Raw genomic sequence first — 25945 nt, 5'->3', positions numbered from 1 at the left:
ATGTAGAGAGGGTAATCCTCTCTACTTATTTTCTACCATAATAATTAGTTCAATCGTTCCTAAGTCTTGAATATTGATTGGTAAACGGAATGCTTTATCAAATCCGTAAACCTTTGTTTCTCCAACCAACACAGTAGGTGGGGTAATATCCGTTTCATGGCCTTTTTGTGAAATCGTTGTCGATAAGTTCCCTGCAATCATATTTCCTAACTCTCCAGCAAAGGACTCGAGCATTTCTCCTTCTAAAGCCAAACCGAACATTCCTTCTCCGATCTTACCGAACACCTGTTCATTTCCATCAATAATAATTCGACCTCTTACGTCTCCTGTCATTCCAATCAACACACCAATCGAATGCTGTGTAAAAGGCTGTGTAAAAAGAGATGGTTTTTCAACGGCTAGGTCAAATGGAAGAACTGATTTAACTGAATCGATAGTCCCGTTTAATATATCTGTTACTTGCTTTGATAAAGTCATTTATATTCCTCCAACTAGTCGAATATCATTATATTATCATAGATGCTAAGGGAAATAACATGGTTTTCTCATTTTTAATAGTAAAAAATAATGGGAATTAAACTGGTTCTTTTGGTTCATTTCTATGGTAAAAATTATCTAGTGATTTGAAACGGAAATCAACATATAATGAAGAAGCACAGCAACTCCTTCAAGACATGGATGACTCTCTACTTACAAAGTAGGGAGTTTTTTTCATGAATAAATCTCCTGTTTTTGGAAAAAGTATCCTTAATATGGTGATCATGGAAGGAGCAATGAAATGCCAGCAATTCTATCAGTAGGTGAAGCACCCCCGCAATATGAAATAACACAAACTGAAGTAATGGATTTTTCTCGAAAGCTTTTTACAGATGCTTTTCATGATATTGAAAGATTGCTTAAGGCATTCCAGCACGGTCAAATTATAAAACGACATTTTGTAAGAAGTATAGAGTGGTTTGCAAAAGAGAGGTCGTTTAAGGAAAAAAATGATGCATATATTGAAACAGCTATACAGTTAGGTACAAAAGCAATAGAAAATTGTTTGCAAAATAAGGATTATTTGAAGAAACCGATTGATTTTGAAGACATAGACGCAATTTTCACTATATCAAGTACAGGTTTAGCAACTCCTAGTATAGAAGCAAGGATTATGAATATCCTTCCTTTTTCGATACATACGAAACGAATTCCTATCTGGGGTCTTGGTTGTGCGGGGGGAGCTTCTGGATTATCAAGAGCATACGAATATTGCCTCGCTTTTCCTACAGCCAAAGTACTTGTACTTACAATTGAATTATGCAGTTTAACATTCCAGAAAAACGATCTTTCCAAAAGTAACTTAATTGGCTCTTCCCTTTTTGCTGATGGAGTGGCATGTGCTCTTGTAGTAGGAGATCAAGTACAGAAGGAAAGCATCAGCCAATTAACCTCCTATCCAACTATTTTAGCTACAAGGTCAACTACCATGAAGGACTCGCTTGATGTGATGGGTTGGGAAGTAAAAGAGAATGGGCTTTATGTTGTTTTTTCTAAGGATATTCCTTCCATTATTGAAAAATGGTTAAAGCCCAATGTAAATCATTTTCTTACTGAGAATGGCTGTCAACTTGAAGAGCTTCAGCACTTTATTGCACATCCAGGAGGAAAGAAGGTTCTAGACGCCTATGTAAAATCATTACAGTTACCAGCAGAAATGTTAGAAATATCTGCAAATGTGTTAAAGAATTACGGGAATATGTCATCAGCAACCATATTATATGTTTTGAATCGGACCATGAAAGTGGCAAAAAAGCATGATTTGGGGCTTGCAACGGCATTAGGACCTGGTTTTAGCTCAGAATTACTTCTCTTACAATGGAGGGAAACATAAATGTTTTCTTTATTTCTAGCATTTGTGATTTTTCAACGAGTTTGTGAATTAGCGATCGCTAAAAGAAATGAGAATTGGATGAAAGAGCAGGGTGGGGTAGAATTCGGGAAAACACATTACATTTTTATTGTTTTTGTCCATGCATTATTTTTTATATCACTTTGTCTCGAGGTATTAGTACAAGAGAAAGAAATGTCGCCATATTGGCCAGCGCTTGTCAGCTTATTTTTGGTCACACAAATAGGAAGAATTTGGGCGCTTTCATCTCTTGGAAAGTATTGGAATACGAAAATAATCGTTGTACCACATGCTACAGTTATTAAAAAAGGGCCTTATAAGTTTCTAAAGCACCCAAACTATTTAATCGTGACCGTAGAATTTGTCGTGATCCCACTTCTTTTTCAAGCATACGGAACACTTATTGCTTTTTCACTCCTTAATGCTCTTATCCTAATGATACGAATTCCAGCTGAGGAAAGGGCTCTTTGTGACCATACAAAATACAATGAGGTATTTCATAAAACAAGCAGATTCCTCCCGTTGCCGTTTATGAAAAAAATGTGAATGATCAGAAAGTTTATTGATAGTGATTATCATTCGTGGTATAGTGTTCATATGAAAATAATTATCACTCTCATTAAAGAGGACGGTGTTTACAAATGGTAACGATTTTTATTGGCGGAACAGTTGTCGTTTACGGATTGTTAATGAAGCATGTGTTAAAGAATGTAAGCAAACCGCAAGCTATTCAATTAAATAAATAAAAAAAATCAGGTGAATGTAAACCTGATTTTTTTTTATTTGGGAAATGCGTGAAAAATCAGTTAAAATAAAGAGGAAAAAGTTCAAACAAGGGGTAGAACCATGTCAAATACAATCTTTCAACATGATACACAGATCACACTTTCACGTATTGCCAATCTACATACATATTTTCTTTCAAGGGGAAACGAAGAAACAGCACAAAAAGCAAAACAATTAGCTATAAAACTTCAAGAGAGAGAATATGCTATTGCATTTTGTGGTCATTTTTCAGCGGGAAAATCAACCATGATTAATACCTTAATCGGTGAAAATATTCTTCCTTCCAGCCCTATTCCAACGAGTGCGAATTTAGTAAAAGTGAAAGCAGGGGAGGACTATGCGAAGGTCTATTTCAACGAAGGAAGACCTCTATACTACAAGGCTCCATACGACTATAGTATGGTCAAAACGTACTGCAAAAATGGAGACGAAATAACGTCCATTGAGATTAGCAAGAGTAACACGAAGTTAACATCTGGTACAGCGATATTAGACACACCAGGGATTGACTCAACAGATGATGCTCATCGAATCGCTACGGAGTCAGCTTTACACCTAGCGGATCTTGTGTTTTATTGCATGGATTATAATCATGTCCAATCTGAGGTTAACTTCATGTTTACAAAGGAACTAACCGAAGAAGGAAAGGAAGTTTTTTTAGTTGTAAATCAAATCGATAAGCATCGTGAGGAAGAACTGAGTTTTCTTCAGTTTCAACAAAGTGTAAAAGAATCTTTTGCCTCATGGGGAGTGAAACCGGGTCGTATATTTTATACGACGCTAAAGGAACCAAACCATCCCCGCAATGAGTTAAAAGATCTGCAATCGTTTATTGCTGAAAAAGTCCTTATGAAGGATCAATTGTTAGAACTCTCAGTTTCAAATTCTCTCAAAAAGCTTATTCAAGAACAAATTGTATTCGAATTCAACCAGAATAAAGATACAATTGAAAAGCTTGAACAAAAATTAAGCGCTCTACCAGAAGGTGAATGGAATAACTTACAAAGTAAGATAGTAGAGTTGCAACAGCAATTAGACATACAAGTGGAAGCACTAACAGAACAAAAGAGGAAGTTAGAGCTTGTTATTATTGATATTTTAAAAAATGCCTATTTAATGCCCTTTCAAACGAGAGAATTAGCGGAAAAATTTCTTGAGTCGAGACAGCGAGAGTTTAAAGTTGGTTTATTGTTTTCTAAAAATAAGACGGAACAAGAACGCCAAGCGAGATTACATGCATTTTTTTCTGATATGCAAGAGAAAGTAAAATCGCAACTTGAATGGCACTTGAAAGATGCGATTACTCGCTTTTTAAAGCAGGAAGACATCAATAATGCAGATTTACTAACGAGGATCCAGGAATATTCTGTGCCGTTTACATCAGAGCTTCTGTTAAAGGCGGAAAAGAAGGATGCACGACTATCTGGAGAATACGTTTTGAACTATACAAACGATGTAGCAGAAAGTGTGAAAAATCTTGCTAGGAAAGAACTCGAGCCATTTATGGAAGATTTCCTACAAATTCAAGGGGCCAAGATGAGCAGGAAGGCTTCAAAATGGGAGGAAGAGTTAAAAGTCATAAAAGATTTTGATCATACATGGTCAGAGTTAAAAACCATAACGGATAGCCAACAAAAGTCCATAGATACAATGGAACAAATGGTAACTGAAAATATCAAGAGCGATGAAATAATAGAGCATGAGTTAGAAAAACTTCTTAATGTGAATGAAGAATTTGAGATCATGACTTCTTCAGAAAAAGATAGAGATATAGCTGTAGATACAACTAAAAAGGTAGAGAAAACCAAAGTAACACCTACAGATGAGGTACAGTCAACACCTGCTGGACTTCAAGTGAGGGATGTAGTGAAAAAGCTTAAAACAGCAGCGAACTTGTTACATGATGTACCGGGATTTAAAACGACTTCAGAGGAACTGACATTAACATCTGATAGATTGGCTAACAGAGGATTTACGATCGCTCTTTTCGGTGCTTTTAGTGCAGGGAAATCCTCATTTGCAAATGCATTAATAGGGCAGAAGCTTCTACCGGTTTCTCCTAATCCAACTACGGCAGCAATTAATAAAATCATGCCTGTTACAGAAGAAAATAAGCATGGTTTAGTGAAAGTAAAATTTAAAAGTGCAGAGAATTTATTTGAGGAAGTAAAAAGGTCCTTACACTTGTTTGATCTTTCAGCGAGATCGTTAGACCATGCGGTTCAAGTGATCCAATCTATTGATCCTACAGATACGTTGTTAGATGTTCAAGGAAAGGTTCATTATTCGTTTTTAACGGCGTTTTTACGGGGATTCGAGTTCGCGAAAAGTCACTTCGGAGATACTCTTCAAACACAGTTAGAAGAATTTGCTGATTACGTTGCAAAGGAAGAAAAATCGTGTTTTGTAGAAAGTATTGAGTTGTACTATGATTGTGAACTAACTCGTCATGGAATCACGCTTGTCGATACACCAGGGGCGGATTCTATTAATGCAAGACATACAGGTGTCGCTTTTGACTATATCAAAAACTCAGATGCAATACTCTTTGTGACCTATTATAATCATGCCTTTTCAAAAGCCGATCGCGAGTTTTTAATACAGCTTGGTCGAGTTAAGGATACCTTTTCGATGGATAAGATGTTCTTTCTTGTAAATGCAATTGACTTGGCGCGTGATGAAGAAGAGGTCCAAGAAGTTCTTGGTTACGTAACAGAGCAATTAATTCAATATGGAATTCGTATGCCTCATGTATATCCAGTTTCAAGCATGTTAGGTTTAAAAGAAAAATTAGAAGCGATACAAGAAGGCTCTCGTTTGGCACAATTCGAAGAAAGATTCTATTCGTTTATTGAACACGACTTAACCGAGATTGCCCTAAACTCTGCTCTGTCAGATCTAAATCGAGTGAATCATGTACTAAAAGCTTTTATCCATAATGCGAAGCTAAACCGAGAAAAAAAGGAATCTTACTTGTTAACTCTACAGGATCAAGAGACGGCTATTGGGGATCTGCTGCGTAGAGATGTTCAAGAAAAAAATCTGCAAAAAAGATTAAATTTAGAAACAGATGAGTTAGCCTTTTATATTAAGCAAAGAGTATTTTTTCGATTTAATGACTTCTTTAAAGAGGCGTTTAATCCGTCTCTATTAAAGGATGACGGAAGAAGTATGAAACAGGCGTTACAAAGAGGACTTGAAGAATTTTTAACAAGTATTGGATATGATTTTGCCCAAGAATTACGAGCGACTTCATTAAGAATTGAGTCATTCATTGGAAAGCTACTGATAGAAGTTGAACAGCTTCTAGAAGGCTCGATTGCAGATATCAATAAAGATATATCCTTTCATTCCTATGAGAAACGTGCCTGGGAGAGCTTAGAGTTTAATAATGCTTTCGAGAATTTGGAGGCTCCCTTGTTTAAAAAGGCATTGAGCTATTTTAAAAATCCAAAATCATTTTTTGAACGTAATGAAAAACGACTTATGATGGAGGAACTAGAAGCCATTTTGTCTCCACTAGCGAACAGTTATGTGGAGGAAGGAAGTCAACGATTAAAGGAGCATTATCAAGAAATGATGAATTCTGAGATCCGTCAATTGAAAGAACAAATTAGTAGAGAGTGCCTTGACTATTATGAAGGGTTACGGGCTGCACTTAGCGATGAAACCTCTATTAGTATGCTTGAGGAAACAGAAATTAAGCTAGAGGAACTATTAAGTAAATAACTACTGTCATAAATCCCTTTGGATAGGGATTTATTTTTTATTTTCTTATCGTTATAATTTAAATTGTAAAAAAATTCTAATTACTCGGGGGTACATATGATTTCTAGTGGATATACTGTTACAAAAAAGAAAAAAACAGACTACACTCAAATGTTAGTTCCGATAGCCATTATTTTAATTCTTGGATCTATCTTTATTGCCTTGTTTTTTCTTGCTCCAATCCAATTTTTGCTTTATAAGCCAAGTGGAGAGTGGTTTTTTGAGCCTCCTAAAAATGCTTATTATGCCTTTATTGGTGGAATCCTTCTTGTAGCTGCGATGTTAATAGGAACAGCTATTGTTATCTATAAAGATAAGATGACTAAAGGAATGAAGGGTTTTATAACGGTAGGGTATTTACTAAGTGTGCTAATCTTTGTATTAAGTCTCAACCAATATCATTATGCGAATCAATCAGGTATTGTCATAAATCGCTTTTTAAGCTTTGAAGATGAGAAATATAAATGGGCTGACATTACTTACGCAGAAGAACAAGCAATCGTCAAAAACGGAATGATGAGTAGCGGGACACTTACCCTTACTTTTTCAAACGATAAAAGTTATACTTTTTTGTTAAATGAAAATGTAAGGAAAGCAAAAATTGCTATGTACTATGAGTTAGAGAAACAAGGAATTGAAGTTAAGAGAACACAATAAAGAAAACAATACCATCTTTGATAATTAATTTTCATGATATAATGGGGATTATGCTCTAAGAGGAGGACCATGAATGACAAACCAATCTACAGATCGTTCCCTTTTACTTGTTGATGGAATGGCACTATTATTTCGTGCGTTTTTTGCAACAAGTGTATCGGGTCAATTTATGATAAATTCTAAAGGAATACCAACAAATGGTGTTCATGGTTTTGTGAAACATTTTTTAACGGCGATATCAACCTTTAACCCAAGCCATGTAGTTGTTTGCTGGGATATGGGAAGCAAAACATTCCGAAATGAAATGTTTTCTGATTATAAAGCAAATCGCTCAGATGCACCCGTTGAATTGATCCCGCAGTTTGATTTAGTCAAGGAAGTAGTTAGTGCATTTGACATTCCTAATATCGGGTTAGAAGGGTATGAGGCAGACGATTGTATCGGAACAATTGCCAAGTCTTCGATGAACGACTTTGAGGTTAGCATATTAACTGGAGATCGTGATATTCTCCAATTGTTAGATGAGCGAATTAAGGTCATATTGCTGCAAAAAGGGTTTGGGAATTATGCCGTTCATACCCCTGACTCCTTCTATACAGAGAAGGGAATTCTCCCGAAGCAAATGATTGATGTAAAAGCGTTGATGGGAGATCCTAGTGATAATTATCCAGGTGTAAAAGGAATTGGTGAAAAAACAGCCCTTAAGTTAGTTCAACAATTTGAGCATGTTGAAGGGATTGTTTCGAATTTACAATTGCTTACTAAAGCGCAAAAAACGAAAATAGAGCAGGATTTGGACATGCTTTATTTAAGTAGAAAGCTTGCTGAAATCAAATGTGATGTTCCGATTTCCTTCTCACACGAGGAATCAGTATTCCAATTCAACCAGGAGAAGGTTCTAACAAAGTTTAAAGAGGTTGAGTTTAGAGGGCTGGATCGTTTATTACCAGACCAGCAAATATTAGCGTAATCGAAAGCTGCCCGTGTTAATAGGGCAGCTTTTTTTTCTAATTAAATCTTAGTATTGCTTTTCTTAGCTCTATTTTCTAATTTACTTTTCGGATTCGGTGTAAATTCAGCATCCTGTCCATATCCTTGAGGATTCACACCAGGAGCTTTTGTACCACGGTTTGTATGTGAGTTTTTTCCTCCCATTTTTCATTCCTCCTATTATAAGGTTGTTACTGCCTTAACGATAATATTATTACCTAATTGCATAATCTCACTCTCCTTTCTTCACAATAAAAAGGAGGTGAGAGAATGTGAATAAAGGTGTCTATATAGCGATTTCAAGTATAGCTTTAGCACAGGGATTGAAAATTCCCATTCATTATTGGAAGAAGAAGGAGCTCAGACCGGATTTGTTTTTTCAAACAGGTGGGATGCCTAGCTCCCATTCCGCTGGTGTCGCTTCCTTAACAACATATATTGCCTTAAAGCGTGGTTTACCGACCATTGATTTTGCTCTTTCTCTTGTTTATGGATTAATTGTTATGTATGATGCACAGGGAATAAGAAGGCAAACGGGTGAGCTAACTTTAAAAGTGAATGACTTGGATGATTTACTTGATAAAGTGAATCATGAAAAACCCGTGCATTTTGAAGAAAAGGCCCCAGATAAATTGAAGGAAATGCTTGGTCATAAGCCAGAAGAAGTAGTGGGTGGAGCGCTTCTTGGGGTACTAACCGGGACTTTAGGCTATTTAATGGATAGAAAAAGATAGAAAAATATCGATTGATGAGATAAAATCAAGAAGATGTGAAGCAATCATAGGGAGTGTAGAGAACCTTGAGTACGGAAGAGTACGTAAGTCATTTATTAGACAAAGGATTCCTTCTAAAGGATGATGCGATTGGCTTTATTTATTTTGGAAAAAATTATACCGGTGCTTCTGATGAACTAGCAAATGTGGCGATTGAAGTCACACTAAAGGCTCAAAAAAGCTTTGATGGTAGCTTTTATGTGTCTCTACTTGAATGGCTTATGGCAAATCAAATTAAAACGAAAAAAGAGGCTTATCAATTTATAAGAGAAGCCGAGCTGCTGACAATATAGAAAAAGCGTGTGAGGTTCACACGCTTTTTTTATATCGCTTGTTTTTTTTCGGTATATGTGGAAGGCTTTTTTTTCACTGGCAGTTCGGCAAAGATCATTCCTGCAAAGATACATATACAGCCGAGTAACGCATTGGATGTTAGTCTTTCATCGGCCCAAACATAAGCAGTAATGGCAGCGAACACAGGCTCCATGGCAAAAATTAAGGCAACTCTTGTTGGAGTCGTATATTTTTGAAAGCTTGTTTGAGCAAAAAAGGCTATAGCTGTTGCGAATACAGAAGTAATAAGTAAAGCAACTAGTACATCTTGTTGTCCTAGAATATCTAGACGAAAGGCTAAAGAATAATCTTCAGTAAATAAAGCTAACAAACCTGACAAAATAGACACTGTGAAAATTTGAATAACAGTCAGCAACAAAGTGGGGAATTTTTCACTGTACCTACCCGTGAAGATTATATGCATGGCAAAACCAACGGCACATGCGAGGACAAATGCATCACCTCGATTTAATGATGTTATATCTGTTAAAGTTAGTAGATATAATCCAATCGTTGCAATTCCTACTCCGATTAAAGCGTTTCTTGTTGGCTTTTGTTTCAGTAAAAATAGAGAAAAGAGCGGAACGAGTACAACGCTTAGTCCGGTGATGAAACCAGCTTTAGAGGATGACGTATAAAGCAATCCAACTGTTTGAAAAGCGTATCCCGCAAATAGCCATCCTCCGAGTAATATACCAGATGTAAGGATGAATCGATTGAGTTGTAGTAGTTGTTTGCGTTCAAATATCACTAGCCATCCGCCAAGAATAAGAGCAGCGATAAAAAAACGAATGGCATTAAACGCGTTTGGTGGTAAGGATGCAATCGCATTTTGAACGAGCACAAAAGTTGAACCCCACACAAGGGCAACCATAAGTAAACTAATGTCTGCAAATAATGACTTTTTCATATGTCCTCGTTCTCCTTGATGGTTTCATTTTTTCGAATAGCTGCTCGGGCGAGTTCATCTGCTGATTTATTTTCTGAACTGGGAATCCATTTCATAAAAAATAAATCAAAATCTTTAGAAAGAGTTAATGCTTCTTCAAGCAAAGGAGCAAATTGCTTATTTTTTACAAATTCCTTTTCAACTGCTCGATTTACCAGTTCTGAGTCCGTCCGAAAGGAGACTACTTGATATCCATTTTTTTTACATATTTTTAATGCTTCAATAAAAGCATAATATTCAGCTTCATGGTTGCTCATTACACCTAATGGGATAGAATAGCGTTCAACTTTGCCATTTGCTTTAATAAAAATACCAGCTCCACTAGGCCCTGGATTGCCAGCACTAGCGCCATCAATGTATACTTCAATCATTGATTTCCTCCAATAAACGTCATTTTTACATAGTATAAGCTAGTTTAACATATTTTTTGATTAAGCGTATGAATTGTCAGAAAAAAGCACTAAAACCAAAATACCAATCTTTTGTAACTTTTTCTTTAAAAAGGAAAAGATAAAAACATCATAAAAAGCAGCTATGCATAAAGAGAGGATGAAAAGAATGAAATATAAATTAGAGTATAAATATAAAATAAAAAATATTGATCCAGTAGCTTTAACTTCTAATGATTTCTTGTCAGCTGAGGATGCGATAACCGCTGGTGAAGAGCTTGAGAAAACTGGAAAAGTACTTGATTTAGAATTTCATGATGAGATGGGCTCAACGTGGACCCTTAAGGAAATGAAAAAGTTATCGGAAGAAATTGAGGAGGAACCCCATGATGTTATTGTCTACTTTGACGGTGGTCATGACATAAACAGCAATCGGGCAGGTATTGGTGCGGTTATTTATTATAAACAAGGAAAAAAGAAATTCCGTCTTCGTGCAAATGAAGTAATTGATGAGATGGAGACAAACAATGAAGCGGAATATGCAGCTTTGTACTTTGCTCTTGATCTACTAGAAGAGCTTGGGGTAACTAAGCTTCCTTGTGATATTAAAGGAGATTCACAGGTGGTTCTGAAACAATTAGAAGGAGAATGGCCGTGTTACGAGGAAAATTTAAATCGCTGGCTTGATCGGATAGAAGAAAAAATAAAAAAACTAGGCTTACTGCCTCGTTATGAAGCGATCTCTAGAAAAGATAATAAAGAAAGTGATAAGTTGGCGACTCAAGCTTTAGAAGGTAAGTCTATTCATAGTAAAATGCAGGTGATTTAATAAAAGGTGGGGATTATGCTGAGTAGGCAACAAATATTACGAGAAGTAGAAGAATTAATGGGACGTTATTGTAAGGAATGTTTCCTACATAAGCATCACAAAGATGAAAAGGGGAGAAGATACGCACATCGATTTTGTATTACTGATTGTACAGTTGGGGAGAAAATAAAAGAGATGGGAAAAAGACTGACTTGATTAATAAATAAAGGCTGGCAAAAAGCCAGCCTACTAGTAGTATATTGGATTATAGCTTAACTACGTTAGAAGCTTGTGGTCCACGGTTTCCTTCAACGATTTCAAAAGAAACTTCTTGACCTTCTTCTAATGACTTAAAGCCTTCACCTTGGATTGCTGAGAAATGTACGAATACGTCGTCTCCACCTTCAACTTCGATGAATCCAAAGCCTTTTTCATTGTTAAACCATTTTACTTTACCATTTTGCATATAAACTTTTCCTCCTAAGCCTTTCAAGACACATAAGGTCCCCAAGTATATATTACCATCAAGCCGAACATATTTAACTAAATGTAACAAGTAAGGAAATATATTCTGATTAATGATGCTTCTAATATACACGAAATATATGTGAATAGTCAATAAATTATCGCTAGAATTTCACTCATTTTGAAAGACTTTCCACCTATGAAAATCACCTTTGAAATGGAAAAAATACCTATTCTACTAAAAAGGAATTTGATATGATTTAAATAGATTCATATCCTTAATAGAAGAAGAGGGATAGCAATGGAGAAAGAGCATTTAACTGTTCAAGAGATTGATGATATTCTTGAAAAATTAGGAAATGAGGCCAAGGACCAAATACGATATGGCTACTCAAATAAAGAGGCAATAAAATACATTACCGCAAAAATTAATCAAGCATCAAAGCAAGTGGAATTGATTTTTTCTAATTTAATGCTGGGTGAAGAATTAAATATAAATACGTTAGAGAAGGAAATCCTTCCTGTAATATCTCAAGCTTCAGAAATCCCTCATATTTATCACTTATTTTATGAATTAAACAAAACGGAAGAATATACATACACACATACCATTGGTGTAGGAATTATCTCCTTGATGATTGGTAAATGGTTAAAGCTCTCTGATGTTGAACTGAGAGAATTAGCAATCGGAGCGACATTGCATGATATAGGGAAGACAAGGATTAATCCTTTTATTTTAAATAAAAAAGGAAAGCTTACAAAGGAAGAATACGAGGAAGTGCAGCTTCATTCTAGTTATGGATATGAAATCCTTCGTAAGATTGATCAGTTAAGCGACCGTGTGGCTCTCGTTGCACTTCATCATCATGAACGGGAGGACGGCAGGGGATATCCTAAGGGGTTAGTAGGTAATCAAATTGATTTGTATTCCAAAATTGTCGCGATAGCTGATATGTTTCATGCGATGTTATCTAGACGTGCTTATCAAGAGCCTCTGCCTTATTATACGGCATTAAGACAGCTCCAAGATCATGCATTTGGAAAGTTAGATGCTAATATTACGCTTTTATTCCTGTATAAATTAATGGACAGTATTATCGGTCGATCGGTTATGCTGAGTGACGGAAGTATTGGGAAAATCATAATGGTTGATCGGTATGACCCTCTCCGGACTCTTGTGCAAGTAAATGATCAAATCATTGACCTCAAAATGAATCGTGAGTTAAATATTGAGAAAGTCGTAAACGATGAATAAGGTGTAAGCTCTAGCATATATTTTTATAAGGAAAATTTGAAATGATAAGGGTGAGGACATGTACCGATTTTCCATTGATAAAGAGGATTGGATTTTACGATTCTCTCCCAATATCCAAGTTCCGAAAGACGTTCAGTTAACAATAGTGAATTGGATTATTCAGCTAGGAAATCTTCTCCCATCTTATGCGCATGGCCAGTCCTTTCTTATTAAAAGTGAAGAAGAAGGTATCATTGTTTTTAATGTTGAGAAAGTACCTTCACTTATCCTTACCGTATCTAACATAATACCTAAAGAAAAATGTTTTCATCAAAAGGGAAAACTTATTAACCATTGGAAATGGTAAACGGCCTCATAGGGCCGTTTTTTTCATTTAATTAGATTACCTTATTTGATTGGTTATTTTGACTAAAAGTGAATTAATATTTAGTTAAACTGCCAATGACTTGATAGAATAATCAAACTATAATAAAAGGAAATGTGATGAAAGCTGACATGGAAAGGTACATTCTGAAGGAGGAAAGAGGAAGTGGATGACAAATGGAATGCGTTTATGAACGACCACCTAAATATCAAACAAACAGAGTTGGGACAATTAAAAGAGCTTTCCTTCGGTGTAAAGGATGTGTTTGAGATTAAGGATTATCGAAGTAGTGCGGGAAATCCTGATTGGTTTCAGTCTCATCAAGCTTCCAAGCGACACGCACCTGTTATTAATCAACTGTTAGAGCAAGGCGCCTGTCTTAGAGGTACGACCCATACCGATGAATTAATGTACAGTTTGAACGGCGAAAATTTTCATTATGGGACACCGGTAAATCCAAGATCGGCTGACCGTATACCTGGTGGATCTTCAAGCGGTTCAGCTGTGGCGGTTTCATCTGGGTTAGTGGATTTTGCGCTTGGGACTGATACGGGAGGTTCCATTCGTGTCCCTTCTTCTTATTGTGGGATATTTGGTTTCAGACCGACACATGGACTAGTTGATAGTAAGGGAGTGATCCCGCTTGCTAAAAGCTTTGATACGGTTGGCTGGATGACAAGAGATCCAAATTTATTGCTTGCAGTAGGTGAGGTTCTTATAAGTGAAGAGATGAATGATATGGAGGAGTTTTCCTCTTTGATTTTTGAAAATGAAGCATGGTCATATGTAGATAACCAAACAAAAGATAGTTATTTGCAAAATATTGAGGTGTTAAAAGAAAAATATAGTACTCAAAATGTGAACATCGCAAAGGAAGGACTTTCAAAGTGGGCAGAATTATTTAGGAATATCCAAGGCATTGAGATTTGGAATGAACATGGGGATTGGATAAACCGCGTGAAGCCTGCATTTGGTCCAGGGATTGCTGAACGCTTTCAATGGGCAAGTACGCTGAATAAAGAGTACTTAAGTGAATATGAAGAGGAAAGGGAGCTAATAAAGGATCAACTGTCTGCCTTGTTAAATAGTAATGGTCTATTAGTAATACCTACTACCCCAGGGGAAGCACCCATGCGAAATTTAACGGTTGAAGAAATGGAACAATACCGTTTGAAAACAATGAAGCTAACATGTATAGCGGGACTCTCGGGGTTTCCGCAAGTGACGATTCCTTTAATAAAAGAGAATGGAATTCCGATTGGATTATCTTTTATCGCCAATCATCATTCTGATTTGAAATTATTGCGTTGGGTACAACAATTAACAGATCTGTATGGAGGGGTTTTCTGATGTATCGATCTTTACATTCTTCCTATCGACCTACCACTATGGCACCGAATGGCATGATTACCACTCCTCACTATTTAGCCTCACAAGCAGGTATGAAAGTGCTGCAGGAGGGAGGAAACGCTATAGAAGCCGCCATTGCAGCTGCGTCCACCATTGGAGTTGTATATCCGCATATGAATGGCATAGGTGGTGATAATTTTTGGTTAATATACAATTCCCACAATAAGAAACTGAAAGCGTTAAATAGCAGTGGCCGTTCTGGTGAACTTGCTACGATTGATTTTTACAAGAAGCAAGGATTAGAAAGAATTCCACCAAGGGGGGCTCTAGCTGCGAATACGATTCCGGGTGCTATTGCGGGTTGGGAAAAGGCTTTTCGATATTCCGTCGAAAATATGAATGGAAGTTTTCAATGGAAAGAGTTGCTTCATTCTGCTATTCGCTATGCTAAAGACGGGTATCCGGTTACCCCTAGTCAGGAATATTGGACCCGCGTTAATCTTGATGAAACCGACAATCAGTTAAGACATTTACAGAAGTACTCTGAATTTAAAAAGATATTTACAAAGTCAAGTGGTCTTTCCTATTGCGCAGGAGATGTAATGAAGCAACCAGATTTAGCAACCACATTAGAGGGGATTGCTGAAGAAGGTAGCGAATTGTTTTATAAGGGGATGTTGGCTGAGAATATCACGAAAGACCTTAACGCTAATGGGGGAATATTAACTGCTGATGACTTTGCTTCTCATCATTCTGATTGGGTTAATCCTATTTCGGTAGATTATCGCGGACACACTGTGTATAATCTGCCACCTAATACACAAGGTTTTGCTTCGTTGTCTATATTAAATATACTAAACCATTTTGACGTACCATCTTTGACAGAGGGTTCATCCGATTATTATCACTTGCTAATTGAAGCTACTAAACTAGCTTTTGAGGATCGTGACCGTTATCTAACAGATCCTGACTTCTCCTATATCCCGCTAGAGGAGATTCTTTCCTCGAAACGAGGAGAAGAACTAGCTCGTAAAATTTCATTTAATAAATGTAATCAACTAGAAAAGAAGTTGGATCCAAAGGGAGATACAGTTTGGCTTGGTGTAGTTGACTGTTACGGAAATTCTGTTTCACTTATACAAAGCATTTATCATGAGTACGGTTCAGGTTTTATACCTAAAAATACAGGTATTGTCCTACAAAATCGAGGAAGCTTCTTTTCTCTGAATGAGAACAATGTCAATTGCCTTCAACCCAAAAAGAGAACCTATCATACTCTTAATCCTGCGATGCTGTTTAAAGGAGGGGATCCATACTTGGTGTATGGGACGATGGGAGGAGAAGGACAACCGCAAACGCAGGCTGCATTAGTCACAAGGATAATAGATTATCACTATCCCGTCCAAGCTGCCATTGAAGCTCCAAGATGGTTATACGGTCGTACGTGGGGAGCTGAATCCAACAGCGTAAAAGTAGAAGGGAGAATTTCTAGTGTTATCAGTAGTGAGCTAAAAGAAAAAGGGCATGAGATTGAGAGTGTATCAGAGTTTAGTGATATTATGGGTCATGCAGGTGCGATATTAATCAATCCGGATAGTAAGATAAAATATGGTGGTGCGGATCCGCGTGGAGATGGTGCGGCACTTGGTTACTAGCGGACGAATGTGCGCTTTGACTACAGAAAGTGGGTGTTTTTTTAGGTGAGACTACAATTGGATATTTTTGTCGCGTTTTTTAGGTCCGGAATGTTAGGGTTTGGTGGTGGTCCCTCTACGATCCCACTTGTACATAAAGAGGTGGTAGGGACATTTAAATGGATGAATGATCAGGAGTTTAGTGATGTATTGGCATTAGGAAATACTCTCCCGGGACCGATAGCGACGAAGATGGCTGGATATATTGGTTACCGAGTGGGAGGAATCAGAGGTATGCTCAATGCTGTAATTGCTACTGTTCTACCAACCATTCTTTTAATGTTACTTTTATTAACTTCATTTAATAAAGTTAAGGATCATCCTAGGGTTGAAGGAATGACTAATGGAGTCGTCCCAATTGTTGGAGTCATGATGGCCACACTAACTTGGGATTTTATCAAAAAAACAAAAAAAGGCTTTGGTTGGAAGAAGGGAGTCTTTCTATTATTAGGTAGCTTTATCGTGATGGAAATTCTAAATGTGCATCCAGGAATTGTTATTGGAGGGTTATTAGTTATAGCAGTTACCATATCTGATAAGAAGGAAAAAATAGATATACAAGTAAAAGGAAATAGTGAAAGCCTATGATCTATATACAAATTTTTATTGCATTTTTCATTCCTGGCATTATTGGATATGGAGGTGGACCGGCATCCATTCCCTTAATTGAACATGAAGTGGTTAGTCGTTATGGTTGGATGACGACAAGTGAATTTAGTGAAGTATTAGCGTTGGGAAATGCGTTACCGGGACCGATAGCTACAAAAATGGCTGGTTATATTGGCTATGAGGTAGGGGGAGTGCTTGGTGCGGTCACTGGTGTGCTCGCTACGATTACCCCTTCGTTATTCATCATGATTGTCCTACTAAAATTACTTTTCAAGTACAAAGATTCGCCGAAAGTGAAAAGATTATCAATGATTGTCCTGCCAGCAGTAGCTGTTTTGATGGCCAGTCTTACTTTTGATTTTTTCCAAACCTCCTATTTTTCAAATGGTTTATGGTCAACTTTTGTAATCGCTATTGTGAGTCTTTTGCTTATCGAAAGGTGGAAGGTGCACCCTGCCTTTGTAATAGTTGGAGGGTTAGTGGTCGGCGCGATTTTCCTAAGTTAATAGATAGAAACAAGTATCTAGGCCCAGTGAGTATTCACTGGGCTTTTTTATTGTCATTTAATCTCCCTTAGCTTTTAACTATGATTTAAAGCTTTGGTTAAAGTAACTAAAAAGAAATGATAAGTTTGTAAATGTTAGCTAATGTCAAATTAATCTGAAAATTATATAATGGTTTTACGTTACATTACATGTTATGTTTTATGACATCGTTAGTTTTAAATGGGATGCAGATGAGTGACTTATCAAAACTGTTAAATAGTGTTACATAATCAAATAAGTTAAGTTTTAGAAAGTAAAAGGAGGAGTTGTAATGGGGGCCATGCAAAAAGAGGTAGTATCTTTTAAAGGTGTGGATAAAATCTACAACACGGGTACGGTTGCGTTAAGTCAATTGGACTTGTCTATTCATGAGGGAGAGTTTATTAGTTTCCTAGGCCCTTCAGGTTGCGGGAAGTCAACCGCTTTAAGGATGGTTGCGGGTTTAGGTGAAGCGACAAAAGGTAAGGTAGAGGTGTTCGGGCAAAACCCGAAGGATCTTATTCGTAATTCAAATGATATTGCTTATGTATTTCAGGATTCAAATTTATTACCTTGGAGAACAGTCCTTGATAATGTGGTGCTCCCTCTAGAATTAAGAGGATCTAATAAAAATACAAGAAAAGAAATAGCTATGAGAGTTCTAGAAATGGTTGGTTTGAAGGACTATTTAAAGTCCTATCCAAGACAGCTTTCAGGTGGGATGAAAATGAGAGTTTCAATCGCGCGTGCTCTAGCTGCTAAACCGAAGTTGCTTTTAATGGATGAACCGTTTGCTGCGTTAGATGAAATGACAAGGCAATCACTGCAAATGGATTTATTAGACATTTGGAAAAAAGAACATACGACTATTTTATTTGTTACACACAATGTATACGAAGCTGTATATCTATCCTCTAAAATCGCAGTTATGTCAGCGCGTCCGGGAAGGTTGGCTTCCCTAATAGATGTTGATCTGCCTTATCCAAGAGACAGGGTAAATAGTGCGTTTACGGAGTATGTGGATTTAGCTTCTCAAAGTCTTGAGCATAGCTTGAATCGAAAGGAGTTGGTGTAAGAATGACCAGTCAAACAGCAACAACGAATCGTAGGAAATTGGTAGTTGAATCGAGCGTAACGGATAAAAAGAAGGCAAGGGGAAAGGTGAAGGGAACGATCATTGGGCCTATTATTGCTTTGGTAATCTTTCTGTCTTTATGGCAGTCAATTCCGGTGGTCTTTGATATAAAACCATTTATTCTTCCGAAACCGACAGATGTTTTACAAGCGGCAATTGATGACTGGCATCTTCTCTGGCCGGCTATTCAGATAACAGTTACAGAATCGATCATTGGGTTTGTCATTAGTGCGATCGTAGGAGTCGGGATCTCGATTTTGTTAGCGAGTTCTAGAATATTAGAGGTAAGTCTTTATCCATATGCGGTTATTTTACAGACGATTCCGGTTGTGGCGATTGCTCCAATTATTGTTATTTGGTTTGGATCTGGATTTAACTCGATCGTGATCATTTCGTTCTTAATTGGATTTTTCCCGGTTGTATCGAACACATTGATGGGTTTGAATTCAGTTGATAAAAATATGGGTGATTTATTTACACTATATAATGCTTCTAAATGGCAAACGATGTGGAAACTTCGGATTCCGGCTGCTATGCCATATATGATGTCTGGGTTGAAAATTTCGTGTACGTTGGCGATTGTTGGTGCGATAACAGGGGAGTTTATCGCTGGAATTGGTGGAGGTAGAGGGGGTTTAGGCTATGCCATCACGGTAGCTGCTGTGCAATTAAAAACACCTTATTTATTTGCATGTGCCATTACTGGTGCAATATTTGGAATTGGTTTTTACCTTCTAGTAAGCTCGGCTTCGAGGTTCATGCTTAAATCGTGGCACGAGTCAGCGATGAAGGTTGAAAAATAAAGAAAAAGAGAAAAGGGGAGAAGTCGAATGGAAGTGTTAATGAGAGTGAAGTATCTTTTAGTAGGGATGGTCATGTTGTTAGTATTAGCTGCTTGTGGAAACGCGGAGTCAAGCGGCTCTACAACTGAGGGGAGTGAGTCTACTGAAGAGGAAGTGAAGGATGTTAAGGTGGTGCTCAACTGGTTTGCAAAAGCTCAGCACGGTGGAGTGTACGCAGCTCGTGAGAATGGCTTGTTTGAAGAGAATGGACTAAATGTGACCATTGAGCCGGGAGGACCTCAGGTATCTTCTATTAATATGGTCGCTTCAGGAAAAGCTGAATTTGGTTTAGCTCATGCAGATCAAATAGTAAATGCAAGAAATGAGGGTATTGAACTAGTTGCTGTAGCATCTGCTATGCAAGGTAGCCCGCAAGCATTTATGTTTCACAAAGGAAAGGGAATTGAAGATTTTGATGAATTAAATGGTAGAAAGGTTTTTGTGCAGCCTGGGATTGTTTACTGGGAGTATTTAAAGACACAGTACGACTTGAGTAATGTGGAAGAATTAGCACATACAGGTCAACATGGTAATTTTATAGCTGACGAGAATTCTGTAACTCAAGCATTTGTGACGTCTGAACCATATTTTATGGAATTAGATGGTGTAGAAGTAGAAACGAAGCTAATTTCTGATGCTGGTTATGACCCTTACAATATTGTGTTATATGTAACGAAGGATTACTTAGAGGAAAATAAAGAAACGGTAAAAGCATTTACAACTGCGTTTGTTGAGGGGTGGAATCTTTATAAAGATTCATATGAGGATATTAACAAAGTCATTCAGGAAGATAATCCAGATATTGAATTGGAATCATTAAAGTTTGAAGCAGAGGCTCAAAGCGAGTTTGTTTATGGCGGGGATGCGGCAGAACATGGAGTAGGTTATATGACAGAAGAGCGTTGGGCAACTTTGATTGGCCAATTAAATAAATTAAAGATTTTGGAAGAGCCATTTGATGCAAATGAAATTTTTACAACTGAGTTTTTGACTGAGTAAAAAAATATAAGGGAGAGGGTATATTTGACACTTGTTGTAGAAGGTAGATTACAAGATAAAGTGTTGGAAAATGAATGGCATCCGGTCTATATTTCTAGCGATTTAACCGATAAGCCAGTTGGTGTCATGGTCATGGGAGAAAGAGTGTCAATCTATCGGTCCAAGAAAGGTGTACACGCCTTTAGGGATCTGTGTATTCATAGAGGGGCGATGCTTTCTGAGGGGTATGTTGTCGATGATTGCCTTGTTTGCCCTTATCACGGTTGGAAATATGATGACGCAGGAAAATGCGTAAGTATTCCTGCGCAAAGTAAGGATATGAAGATACCGGAAAGAGCTAAAGCGGAAGTGTATCATTGCCAAGAGAAATATGGGATTATTTGGGTTTGTTTAGGTGAACCTACAATGGAATTACCGTACTTAGAAGAATTTGAAGACCCTTCGCGTAAGCCGTTAGTTTGTGGTCCTTATGATGTAAAAGCAGCTGGGACGCGAGTGGTTGAAAACTTTACTGATTTTGCTCATTTGATGTATGTTCATGGTGGATTATTGGGACACCCTGATTATGCGGAGTTACCTGATTTTACGATCACAAAAGAAAAAGATCGAATTTTCACTTCTGAAGTACCTATATTTCAGCCGGTAGCGCATTCTGGATCTGAGGCTCGAGAAGGAACAACTTACGTGTATGTAAAAGAAGTGTTTCGACCTATGTCTGCTCGGTTATCCAAACGAGATGCTGGAACGGGACAAACTCTTTGGATTTTGCTTACGGTACTACCGTTAAGTGAAAAAGAATGCAAGGTATATATGGTGGTATCCAGAAATTACGGTTTTGAAGTGTCAGATGATGACTTTATAAAATTCCAGGACACTGTATTTCAACAGGATGCTTGGATCATCGAAACACAAAAACCAGAATTACTACCGTTAGATCTACAAGCAGAACTGAACCACAAAGTTGACATCCTATCCGTAGCATACCGGAGATGGTTGAAGGAACTAGGAGTTACAATAGGTACGGTATAAAGTAAATAAAAATACAAATCCCTGAGTAGTGAACCTACTCGGGGATATTTATTTGTGAAAGTAATAAGAAAATCACCTACTATAATAGTAGGTGATTAGTGGTGTTTAACTTCCTCTATAAACTTGGTACCCCCACGGAGAGACTAGAAGTGGAACATGATAATGTACTGTTGTGTCTACGATATTAAAACGAACAGGTATCTTATCTAAGAATGGTGGATCAGGTAAATCGATGTTCTTGCTGCGAAAATAGCTACCGATGTGAAAAACTAACTCATAACAACCAGTTTTTAATTCTTTCTCAGATACGAAGGGAGAATCAAGTCTCCCGTCATCATTTGTTACAGCGGCTTTTAGAGGGGTCCATTCTGTTGAGTTTTCTTCTTGGAAATATAGTTCAATGGTTACGTTACTGGCTGGTAAGCCGTGAGATAAATCTAAAATATGTGTAGTTAGACCTGTCATTGTTTCTCCCTTTCTGTTTCTATGTGTTTTTTTGTTGCCACTAATTCTCTTTCTTTGTCCCATTCTCCTGTAAATTCTACTTCTGAATAGCTAAAGAAATTTGTAAGTACTTCATCCTGATTATCTAAAAAAAGTTGGTCGGCTACAGCTGAAACGAGTTTGGGGATACCGAATTTCATTCCAGAAAGTGCGGAGGCGGAAATTCCGCAACTAATTAATGCAGAATAATTAAAAGCAAATATTCCGTGTAATAATTTTTTTCCAATTACATCACGGCTTAAGAATGCGAAACCAGGACTTAAATAAGGATGAGCGTCGAGTATCGGGTTTGCTTCCTCCTTTGCAGGTTGATAGCGATCTTCCCATCTGGCAATATGCTTTTCAACAAGTTTTAATTCTGGACGAAAAGCTGGATCGGTTAGTAATCCAGTGCTGATAATTAAAAAATCAAAATGGAATGTTCCTTTTGGTGTAGTGATTTTCGCTCCGTCGTTGCTTGGCTCGACATGAAGCCATGGAGAACCGAGGTGAAGATTAAAGCCAGGACAGGCTGATGCGCGAGCGAATGTATCGTTCGTCGGTGGTTGGTTGTGTTTAAAAAAGTGGGAAATGATTTTATATTTATTTGAATCTGTTAAAGAGTGGAAGCGTTCAATCATACCTGATGTTTCCATTTGTCGAATCGGGTTAATTCTTGGAAGTTCCTTTCTCCGAACGAATACATGCGCTTCGGCTACGCCTTCTGTAAGGGCAAAATTAGCATTATCAAAGGCTGAGGCTCCGCCGCCTAAAATGGCAATTTTCTTCCCTTTTAAATAATTGAAGTCGATGGGTTCTGATGTATGCGCGTAAAGTTGTTTAGGTAAATTTTCGGAAATCATAGTTGGAACATGCCACTCACCACCGCCTTGTATCCCTGTTGCGAGTATGACTTTTCGAGTTAATATTTTGTTCGTTGATGCACCTTTTCCTTCGATATGAAGCTGGTGTATTCCTTCTTGTAAAGGGTCGATTAATGTAAGTTTGACTTCGTTAATGACAGGAAGTTGGAGTACTTGGCGGTACCATCGTAAATATTTCATCCAATCTCCTCTGGGAATTTTATCAATATTGTCCCAGCTTTTTGGTCCGAATTGTGCTTCCCACCAAGAGCGAAATGTGAGGGAGGGGATGCCTAGGTCAACAGAAGTTAATTGCTTAGGTGTTCTTAATGTTACCATACGAGCGTACGTTTCCCATGGGCCTTCGAAGCCTTCGGGATTTTCGTCTAAAACAAGAATATTAGATATCCGTTCTTTTAATAATGCAAAGGCGGCCCCTAAACCGCTTTGGCCACCACCCACAATGACGACATCGTAAACGTGTCCATCGGGATGAGTGAGAGGGCGGACCCAGTTAGTTCCACCGAAATTGAGATAAGAGAGATCTTTTTTTACCTGAAGATTTAAAGCTTCTAAACTCATAAAATATCATCCTTTCATTTAATAATCTCTTCTAAGCGAAGAAGGGCAATTTTGTATATTTCAGACAAAGCTGTTTCAAACTCAATTTCTATACTAGAAGTAAGTCGTGTTTGCATTGCTTCGTATATTTCATACTTGTTCCTTCCACGTACGGCTAAAATAAATGGAAAGCCAAACTTCTCCATATACTCTTGATTGGTTTTAATGAATTGCTCGTACTCATCGTTGGTGAGATTTTGTAGCCCAGCACCTTTTTGTTCTTCGATGGAATGATTGGTCATTGAAATCCGTTCCCCTAAATTAGGATGAGCTTTGATTAGATTTAATTGCTGCTCTCTGGAAGCGTGTTTGACTACCTCCACCATACTTTGGTGTAAATGATGTAAGGAAGAAAAAGGTTTTCGGCTGAAAGTCATTTGAGCAATCCATGGAGAATGTTCGAAAATTCCATTCGTTATGTTCATAAATTCCTCAAGGTTTGTATCGTTTATTTGGCTAATAGTGTGCATTAGGTTCTCTTCCTTTCTTAATATGTTTTTTATTATTCGTGTCATTTAATATAACATGATATGTTATGAATAGTTACATCATAATCAATATTTTGCTAACTGTCATTGTTTAAAATAACTAAAAATTCAGTTTTACTCTATTCATTTTATATAAAGACAAAAAAACTCAAGCCTATGCTTGAGTTTTTTGTAGAATTTTAGTTTTGTAACAAGGCTCTAATCCGTAAAGCTAGCCTTATTTGTAAGGTTGTTTCAGAATCTTTTAAGCTTTTTCCTAGAATTTCTTCGCATTTTTCAATACGGTAAACCACCGTATTTCTATGGATAAATAATCTTTTCGCGGTTTCAGAAATTTGGCAGTGTGTCTCTAAGTATACAGACAATGTATCTAGTAAAGTTTGTTCTTCTTCTATTTTAATATCTGTAAATCTACTCAAAGCGAAAGAATAAAAGTTTTTTAAATCTTCTTGTGGAACCATGCGTAACAATTCAGTGATGTCTTTTGCTTGAAACGTTTGGATATAACCAACCTGTTTTGAAAATTTTCCTTGTGATAGGGCATCTAAAGCATCTTTGTAGGCATTTTTAACATCCATAAATATGTGGCACAAATTGCTGATTCCGAATGAGATGGTGTTTTTATAGTACTTGAATACTCGTTCCTGAAGTTGAACCAAAATAGACTCGCAGTACATACTAGGTTGTAATATGTCTTCTTCCGATTCAAATAGGAGAATACAAGACTCGCCTTTTGTAAAAAAATGAATTTGAGGGTTCATTGAAGTGACTTCGCCTTCTATAAAATCATATATCACGTCTGCCTTTTCGTGACGCTCGGCATAAGAAGGCTGAAATTTATCTCCGTCGATTTTACCAACTACACAAATATACTTTTGATCATTTTTTAATGAGAATTCAGTCGCTCGTCCAATGATTTCTTCTTGAGATGAAAAGGTACCGTCGATAAAGTGAAGGAAAAAATCGTTACGAATGCTTCGATCTTGTTGTCTGAGGGCACTTTCTTTCATAAGAGAAAATGAAATCACATTTGTTGCTTGTTCGATTGTTAATGAAGTTAACTGATCTGTTTTTTTAATCTCTCCGTTAATCATCAGAAACCCTTTTTTTCTTTCGCTAATATGTATGGGAAATAAGGTATACGTCTCTCTTGTGTCAGAAACTGAAAAAGAAATCTGTGATGTTGGTGACTTGGGAACCGTTATCTCGTCTGAAAATATAGGGAATGTGCCTTCTGTTGCTTGTTGGAAAATAGGCTTAAGATGCTGATCAATTAATCGGACAGGTCGCTGAATCATCCGTGATAAATCTTGTAGTAAAAGACCAATTCCTTTGCCCTCCATAATTATTTTTGTGAACTGCTTATGTGTTTCGAGCGCAAATGTTAATTCTGATGAGCGTTGATCGAGAATGGCGCGTAAAGAATGGTTCACGATTTCGCCTAAAGATAAATGTAAAGGAAGTTCAATCACAGGTAATGAAAGTTCGTTTGCTAGTTCAATTACTTCATCTGGAATTTTATCTAAGAAACGTTTGGTTTTTATTCCTAATCCGGCACAGCCTTGTGTAGCCATGGCTTCGACTAATTTAGTAAGCATCTGAGGGTGATCCTTAAAATGGTAGGCGGTCGTGACAAGAAATTCATTTTTGTTTAAATAGTGGATGATATCGGGAGCATCCATCATATTAACAGACTTTACTTCGCGTTCAATTCCTGATTGTCCGGCAATCATATTCATTCCTTTTAAATTCGGCACGGTTAAGAGTTGATTTACTTTCAATAGAAACATTCCTTCCGTTTAGTATGCGGAAAATTTAGTATTTTTTTAATATTATCATGATTTGGTTATTTTGCATAAAAAACTATCGAATATTTTACATAT

The 25945-nt window shown here is 37.2% G+C and carries 28 protein-coding genes; 19 read left to right on the top strand and 9 right to left on the bottom strand.

The genetic code is table 11. The annotated features are described in order from the left end of the window. Positions 1–21: 21 nt before the first annotated feature. Entirely contained in the window at positions 22–477 is a 456-nt protein-coding gene (locus tag ACGLXV_RS03005) for a chemotaxis protein CheX (protein ID WP_391557426.1), read from the bottom strand. Positions 478–778: 301 nt separating this feature from the next. On the opposite strand from ACGLXV_RS03005, the gene ACGLXV_RS03000 reads away from it, so the two are divergent. The 5 genes from ACGLXV_RS03000 to ACGLXV_RS02980 all read left to right on the top strand — a co-directional run bounded on the left by ACGLXV_RS03000 (position 779) and on the right by ACGLXV_RS02980 (position 8069). Then, on the top strand, positions 779–1870 hold the full coding sequence (locus ACGLXV_RS03000; RefSeq protein ID WP_391557425.1) for a type III polyketide synthase: 1092 nt from the start codon (positions 779–781) through the stop codon (positions 1868–1870). Continuing rightward, a complete protein-coding gene (locus ACGLXV_RS02995) occupies positions 1871–2434 on the top strand; it encodes an isoprenylcysteine carboxyl methyltransferase family protein (RefSeq protein ID WP_391557424.1) in 564 nt (187 codons plus the stop codon). It abuts the gene before it with no gap. A 300-nt stretch (positions 2435–2734) separates the two neighbouring features. After that, positions 2735–6403 (top strand): dynamin family protein, encoded by a 3669-nt coding sequence (locus ACGLXV_RS02990; protein WP_391557423.1) that lies wholly within the window; start codon positions 2735–2737, stop codon positions 6401–6403. Positions 6404–6499: 96 nt separating this feature from the next. Beyond that, on the top strand, positions 6500–7099 hold the full coding sequence (locus ACGLXV_RS02985; protein ID WP_391557422.1) for an MFS transporter: 600 nt from the start codon (positions 6500–6502) through the stop codon (positions 7097–7099). Positions 7100–7172: 73 nt separating this feature from the next. After that, entirely contained in the window at positions 7173–8069 is an 897-nt protein-coding gene (locus ACGLXV_RS02980; RefSeq protein WP_119708889.1) for a 5'-3' exonuclease, read from the top strand. Positions 8070–8110: 41 nt separating this feature from the next. Here ACGLXV_RS02980 and sspL read toward each other — a convergent pair whose 3' ends face one another. Beyond that, the gene (gene sspL / locus ACGLXV_RS02975; protein WP_119708888.1) at positions 8111–8254 is read right to left on the bottom strand and encodes a small, acid-soluble spore protein L; all 144 of its coding nucleotides are present in this window, start codon (positions 8252–8254) and stop codon (positions 8111–8113) included. A 107-nt stretch (positions 8255–8361) separates the two neighbouring features. Between sspL and ACGLXV_RS02970 the strand changes: the two genes are divergently transcribed. Together ACGLXV_RS02970 and ACGLXV_RS02965 are read left to right on the top strand one after the other, a co-directional pair. Further along, positions 8362–8823, top strand: coding sequence for a divergent PAP2 family protein (locus ACGLXV_RS02970; protein WP_391557421.1), 462 nt, complete (start codon positions 8362–8364; stop codon positions 8821–8823). Positions 8824–8888: 65 nt separating this feature from the next. Next, positions 8889–9155: a DUF6123 family protein gene (locus ACGLXV_RS02965; RefSeq protein WP_119708886.1), complete on the top strand. Its 267-nt coding sequence runs from the start codon at positions 8889–8891 to the stop codon at positions 9153–9155. 29 nt (positions 9156–9184) lie between these two features. On the opposite strand, the gene ACGLXV_RS02960 is transcribed toward ACGLXV_RS02965, so the two are convergent. Both ACGLXV_RS02960 and ACGLXV_RS02955 read right to left on the bottom strand, forming a co-directional pair. Next, positions 9185–10105, bottom strand: a complete 921-nt coding sequence (locus ACGLXV_RS02960; protein WP_391557420.1) for a DMT family transporter — start codon at positions 10103–10105, stop codon at positions 9185–9187. Then, a complete protein-coding gene (locus tag ACGLXV_RS02955; RefSeq protein ID WP_391557419.1) occupies positions 10102–10515 on the bottom strand; it encodes a reverse transcriptase-like protein in 414 nt (137 codons plus the stop codon). The genes ACGLXV_RS02960 and ACGLXV_RS02955 overlap by 4 nt, the downstream gene beginning before the upstream one ends. A gap of 187 nt (positions 10516–10702) precedes the next feature. On the opposite strand from ACGLXV_RS02955, the gene ACGLXV_RS02950 reads away from it, so the two are divergent. After that, positions 10703–11362 carry a reverse transcriptase-like protein gene (locus tag ACGLXV_RS02950; protein ID WP_391557418.1) on the top strand — a complete coding sequence of 220 codons (660 nt, stop codon included), beginning with the start codon at positions 10703–10705 and terminating at the stop codon, positions 11360–11362. A 15-nt stretch (positions 11363–11377) separates the two neighbouring features. Then, positions 11378–11557, top strand: coding sequence for a zinc-finger domain-containing protein (locus ACGLXV_RS02945; protein WP_391557417.1), 180 nt, complete (start codon positions 11378–11380; stop codon positions 11555–11557). A 49-nt stretch (positions 11558–11606) separates the two neighbouring features. Here the strand turns inward: ACGLXV_RS02945 and cspD are convergent, their stop codons facing one another. Beyond that, positions 11607–11807, bottom strand: coding sequence for a cold-shock protein CspD (gene cspD / locus ACGLXV_RS02940; RefSeq protein ID WP_066047720.1), 201 nt, complete (start codon positions 11805–11807; stop codon positions 11607–11609). 300 nt (positions 11808–12107) lie between these two features. On the opposite strand from cspD, the gene ACGLXV_RS02935 reads away from it, so the two are divergent. From ACGLXV_RS02935 to ACGLXV_RS02890, 10 genes are all read left to right on the top strand, one after another. After that, positions 12108–13061 carry an HD-GYP domain-containing protein gene (locus ACGLXV_RS02935; RefSeq protein ID WP_391557416.1) on the top strand — a complete coding sequence of 318 codons (954 nt, stop codon included), beginning with the start codon at positions 12108–12110 and terminating at the stop codon, positions 13059–13061. Positions 13062–13119: 58 nt separating this feature from the next. After that, the gene (locus tag ACGLXV_RS02930; RefSeq protein ID WP_119708881.1) at positions 13120–13407 is read left to right on the top strand and encodes a hypothetical protein; all 288 of its coding nucleotides are present in this window, start codon (positions 13120–13122) and stop codon (positions 13405–13407) included. Between the two features lie 183 nt (positions 13408–13590). Then, a complete protein-coding gene (locus ACGLXV_RS02925; protein WP_391557415.1) occupies positions 13591–14775 on the top strand; it encodes an amidase in 1185 nt (394 codons plus the stop codon). Beyond that, positions 14775–16430 carry a gamma-glutamyltransferase gene (gene ggt / locus ACGLXV_RS02920; RefSeq protein WP_391557414.1) on the top strand — a complete coding sequence of 552 codons (1656 nt, stop codon included), beginning with the start codon at positions 14775–14777 and terminating at the stop codon, positions 16428–16430. Before ACGLXV_RS02925 ends, ggt begins: the two co-directional genes overlap by 1 nt. A gap of 57 nt (positions 16431–16487) precedes the next feature. Further along, positions 16488–17057 (top strand): chromate transporter, encoded by a 570-nt coding sequence (locus tag ACGLXV_RS02915; RefSeq protein WP_391557413.1) that lies wholly within the window; start codon positions 16488–16490, stop codon positions 17055–17057. Further along, a complete protein-coding gene (locus ACGLXV_RS02910; protein ID WP_119708878.1) occupies positions 17054–17584 on the top strand; it encodes a chromate transporter in 531 nt (176 codons plus the stop codon). The genes ACGLXV_RS02915 and ACGLXV_RS02910 overlap by 4 nt, the downstream gene beginning before the upstream one ends. A gap of 310 nt (positions 17585–17894) precedes the next feature. After that, complete coding sequence (locus ACGLXV_RS02905) at positions 17895–18677, top strand: ABC transporter ATP-binding protein (protein WP_391557412.1); 783 nt, start codon at positions 17895–17897, stop codon at positions 18675–18677. Positions 18678–18679: 2 nt separating this feature from the next. Continuing rightward, positions 18680–19540 carry an ABC transporter permease gene (locus ACGLXV_RS02900; protein ID WP_391557411.1) on the top strand — a complete coding sequence of 287 codons (861 nt, stop codon included), beginning with the start codon at positions 18680–18682 and terminating at the stop codon, positions 19538–19540. 27 nt (positions 19541–19567) lie between these two features. Continuing rightward, positions 19568–20578 (top strand): ABC transporter substrate-binding protein, encoded by a 1011-nt coding sequence (locus ACGLXV_RS02895; RefSeq protein ID WP_391557410.1) that lies wholly within the window; start codon positions 19568–19570, stop codon positions 20576–20578. Between the two features lie 24 nt (positions 20579–20602). Next, a complete protein-coding gene (locus ACGLXV_RS02890) occupies positions 20603–21607 on the top strand; it encodes an aromatic ring-hydroxylating dioxygenase subunit alpha (RefSeq protein WP_391557409.1) in 1005 nt (334 codons plus the stop codon). A 105-nt stretch (positions 21608–21712) separates the two neighbouring features. Here ACGLXV_RS02890 and uraH read toward each other — a convergent pair whose 3' ends face one another. The 4 genes from uraH to ACGLXV_RS02870 all read right to left on the bottom strand — a co-directional run bounded on the left by uraH (position 21713) and on the right by ACGLXV_RS02870 (position 25843). Further along, positions 21713–22072 (bottom strand): hydroxyisourate hydrolase, encoded by a 360-nt coding sequence (uraH, locus tag ACGLXV_RS02885; protein ID WP_391557408.1) that lies wholly within the window; start codon positions 22070–22072, stop codon positions 21713–21715. Then, positions 22069–23535 (bottom strand): NAD(P)-binding domain-containing protein, encoded by a 1467-nt coding sequence (locus ACGLXV_RS02880; RefSeq protein ID WP_391557407.1) that lies wholly within the window; start codon positions 23533–23535, stop codon positions 22069–22071. The genes uraH and ACGLXV_RS02880 overlap by 4 nt, the downstream gene beginning before the upstream one ends. A gap of 14 nt (positions 23536–23549) precedes the next feature. Further along, entirely contained in the window at positions 23550–24044 is a 495-nt protein-coding gene (gene uraD / locus ACGLXV_RS02875) for a 2-oxo-4-hydroxy-4-carboxy-5-ureidoimidazoline decarboxylase (protein ID WP_391557406.1), read from the bottom strand. A 197-nt stretch (positions 24045–24241) separates the two neighbouring features. Then, a complete protein-coding gene (locus ACGLXV_RS02870) occupies positions 24242–25843 on the bottom strand; it encodes a PucR family transcriptional regulator (RefSeq protein ID WP_391557405.1) in 1602 nt (533 codons plus the stop codon). Between the last annotated feature and the right edge of the window lie 102 nt (positions 25844–25945).

The sequence above is a fragment of the Robertmurraya sp. genome, assembly GCF_036676585.1.
Taxonomy (GTDB): domain Bacteria; phylum Bacillota; class Bacilli; order Bacillales; family Cytobacillaceae; genus Robertmurraya_A.
Note: the sequence above shows the minus strand (reverse complement) of the source record. Positions and strands in the feature narration are given on the sequence as shown.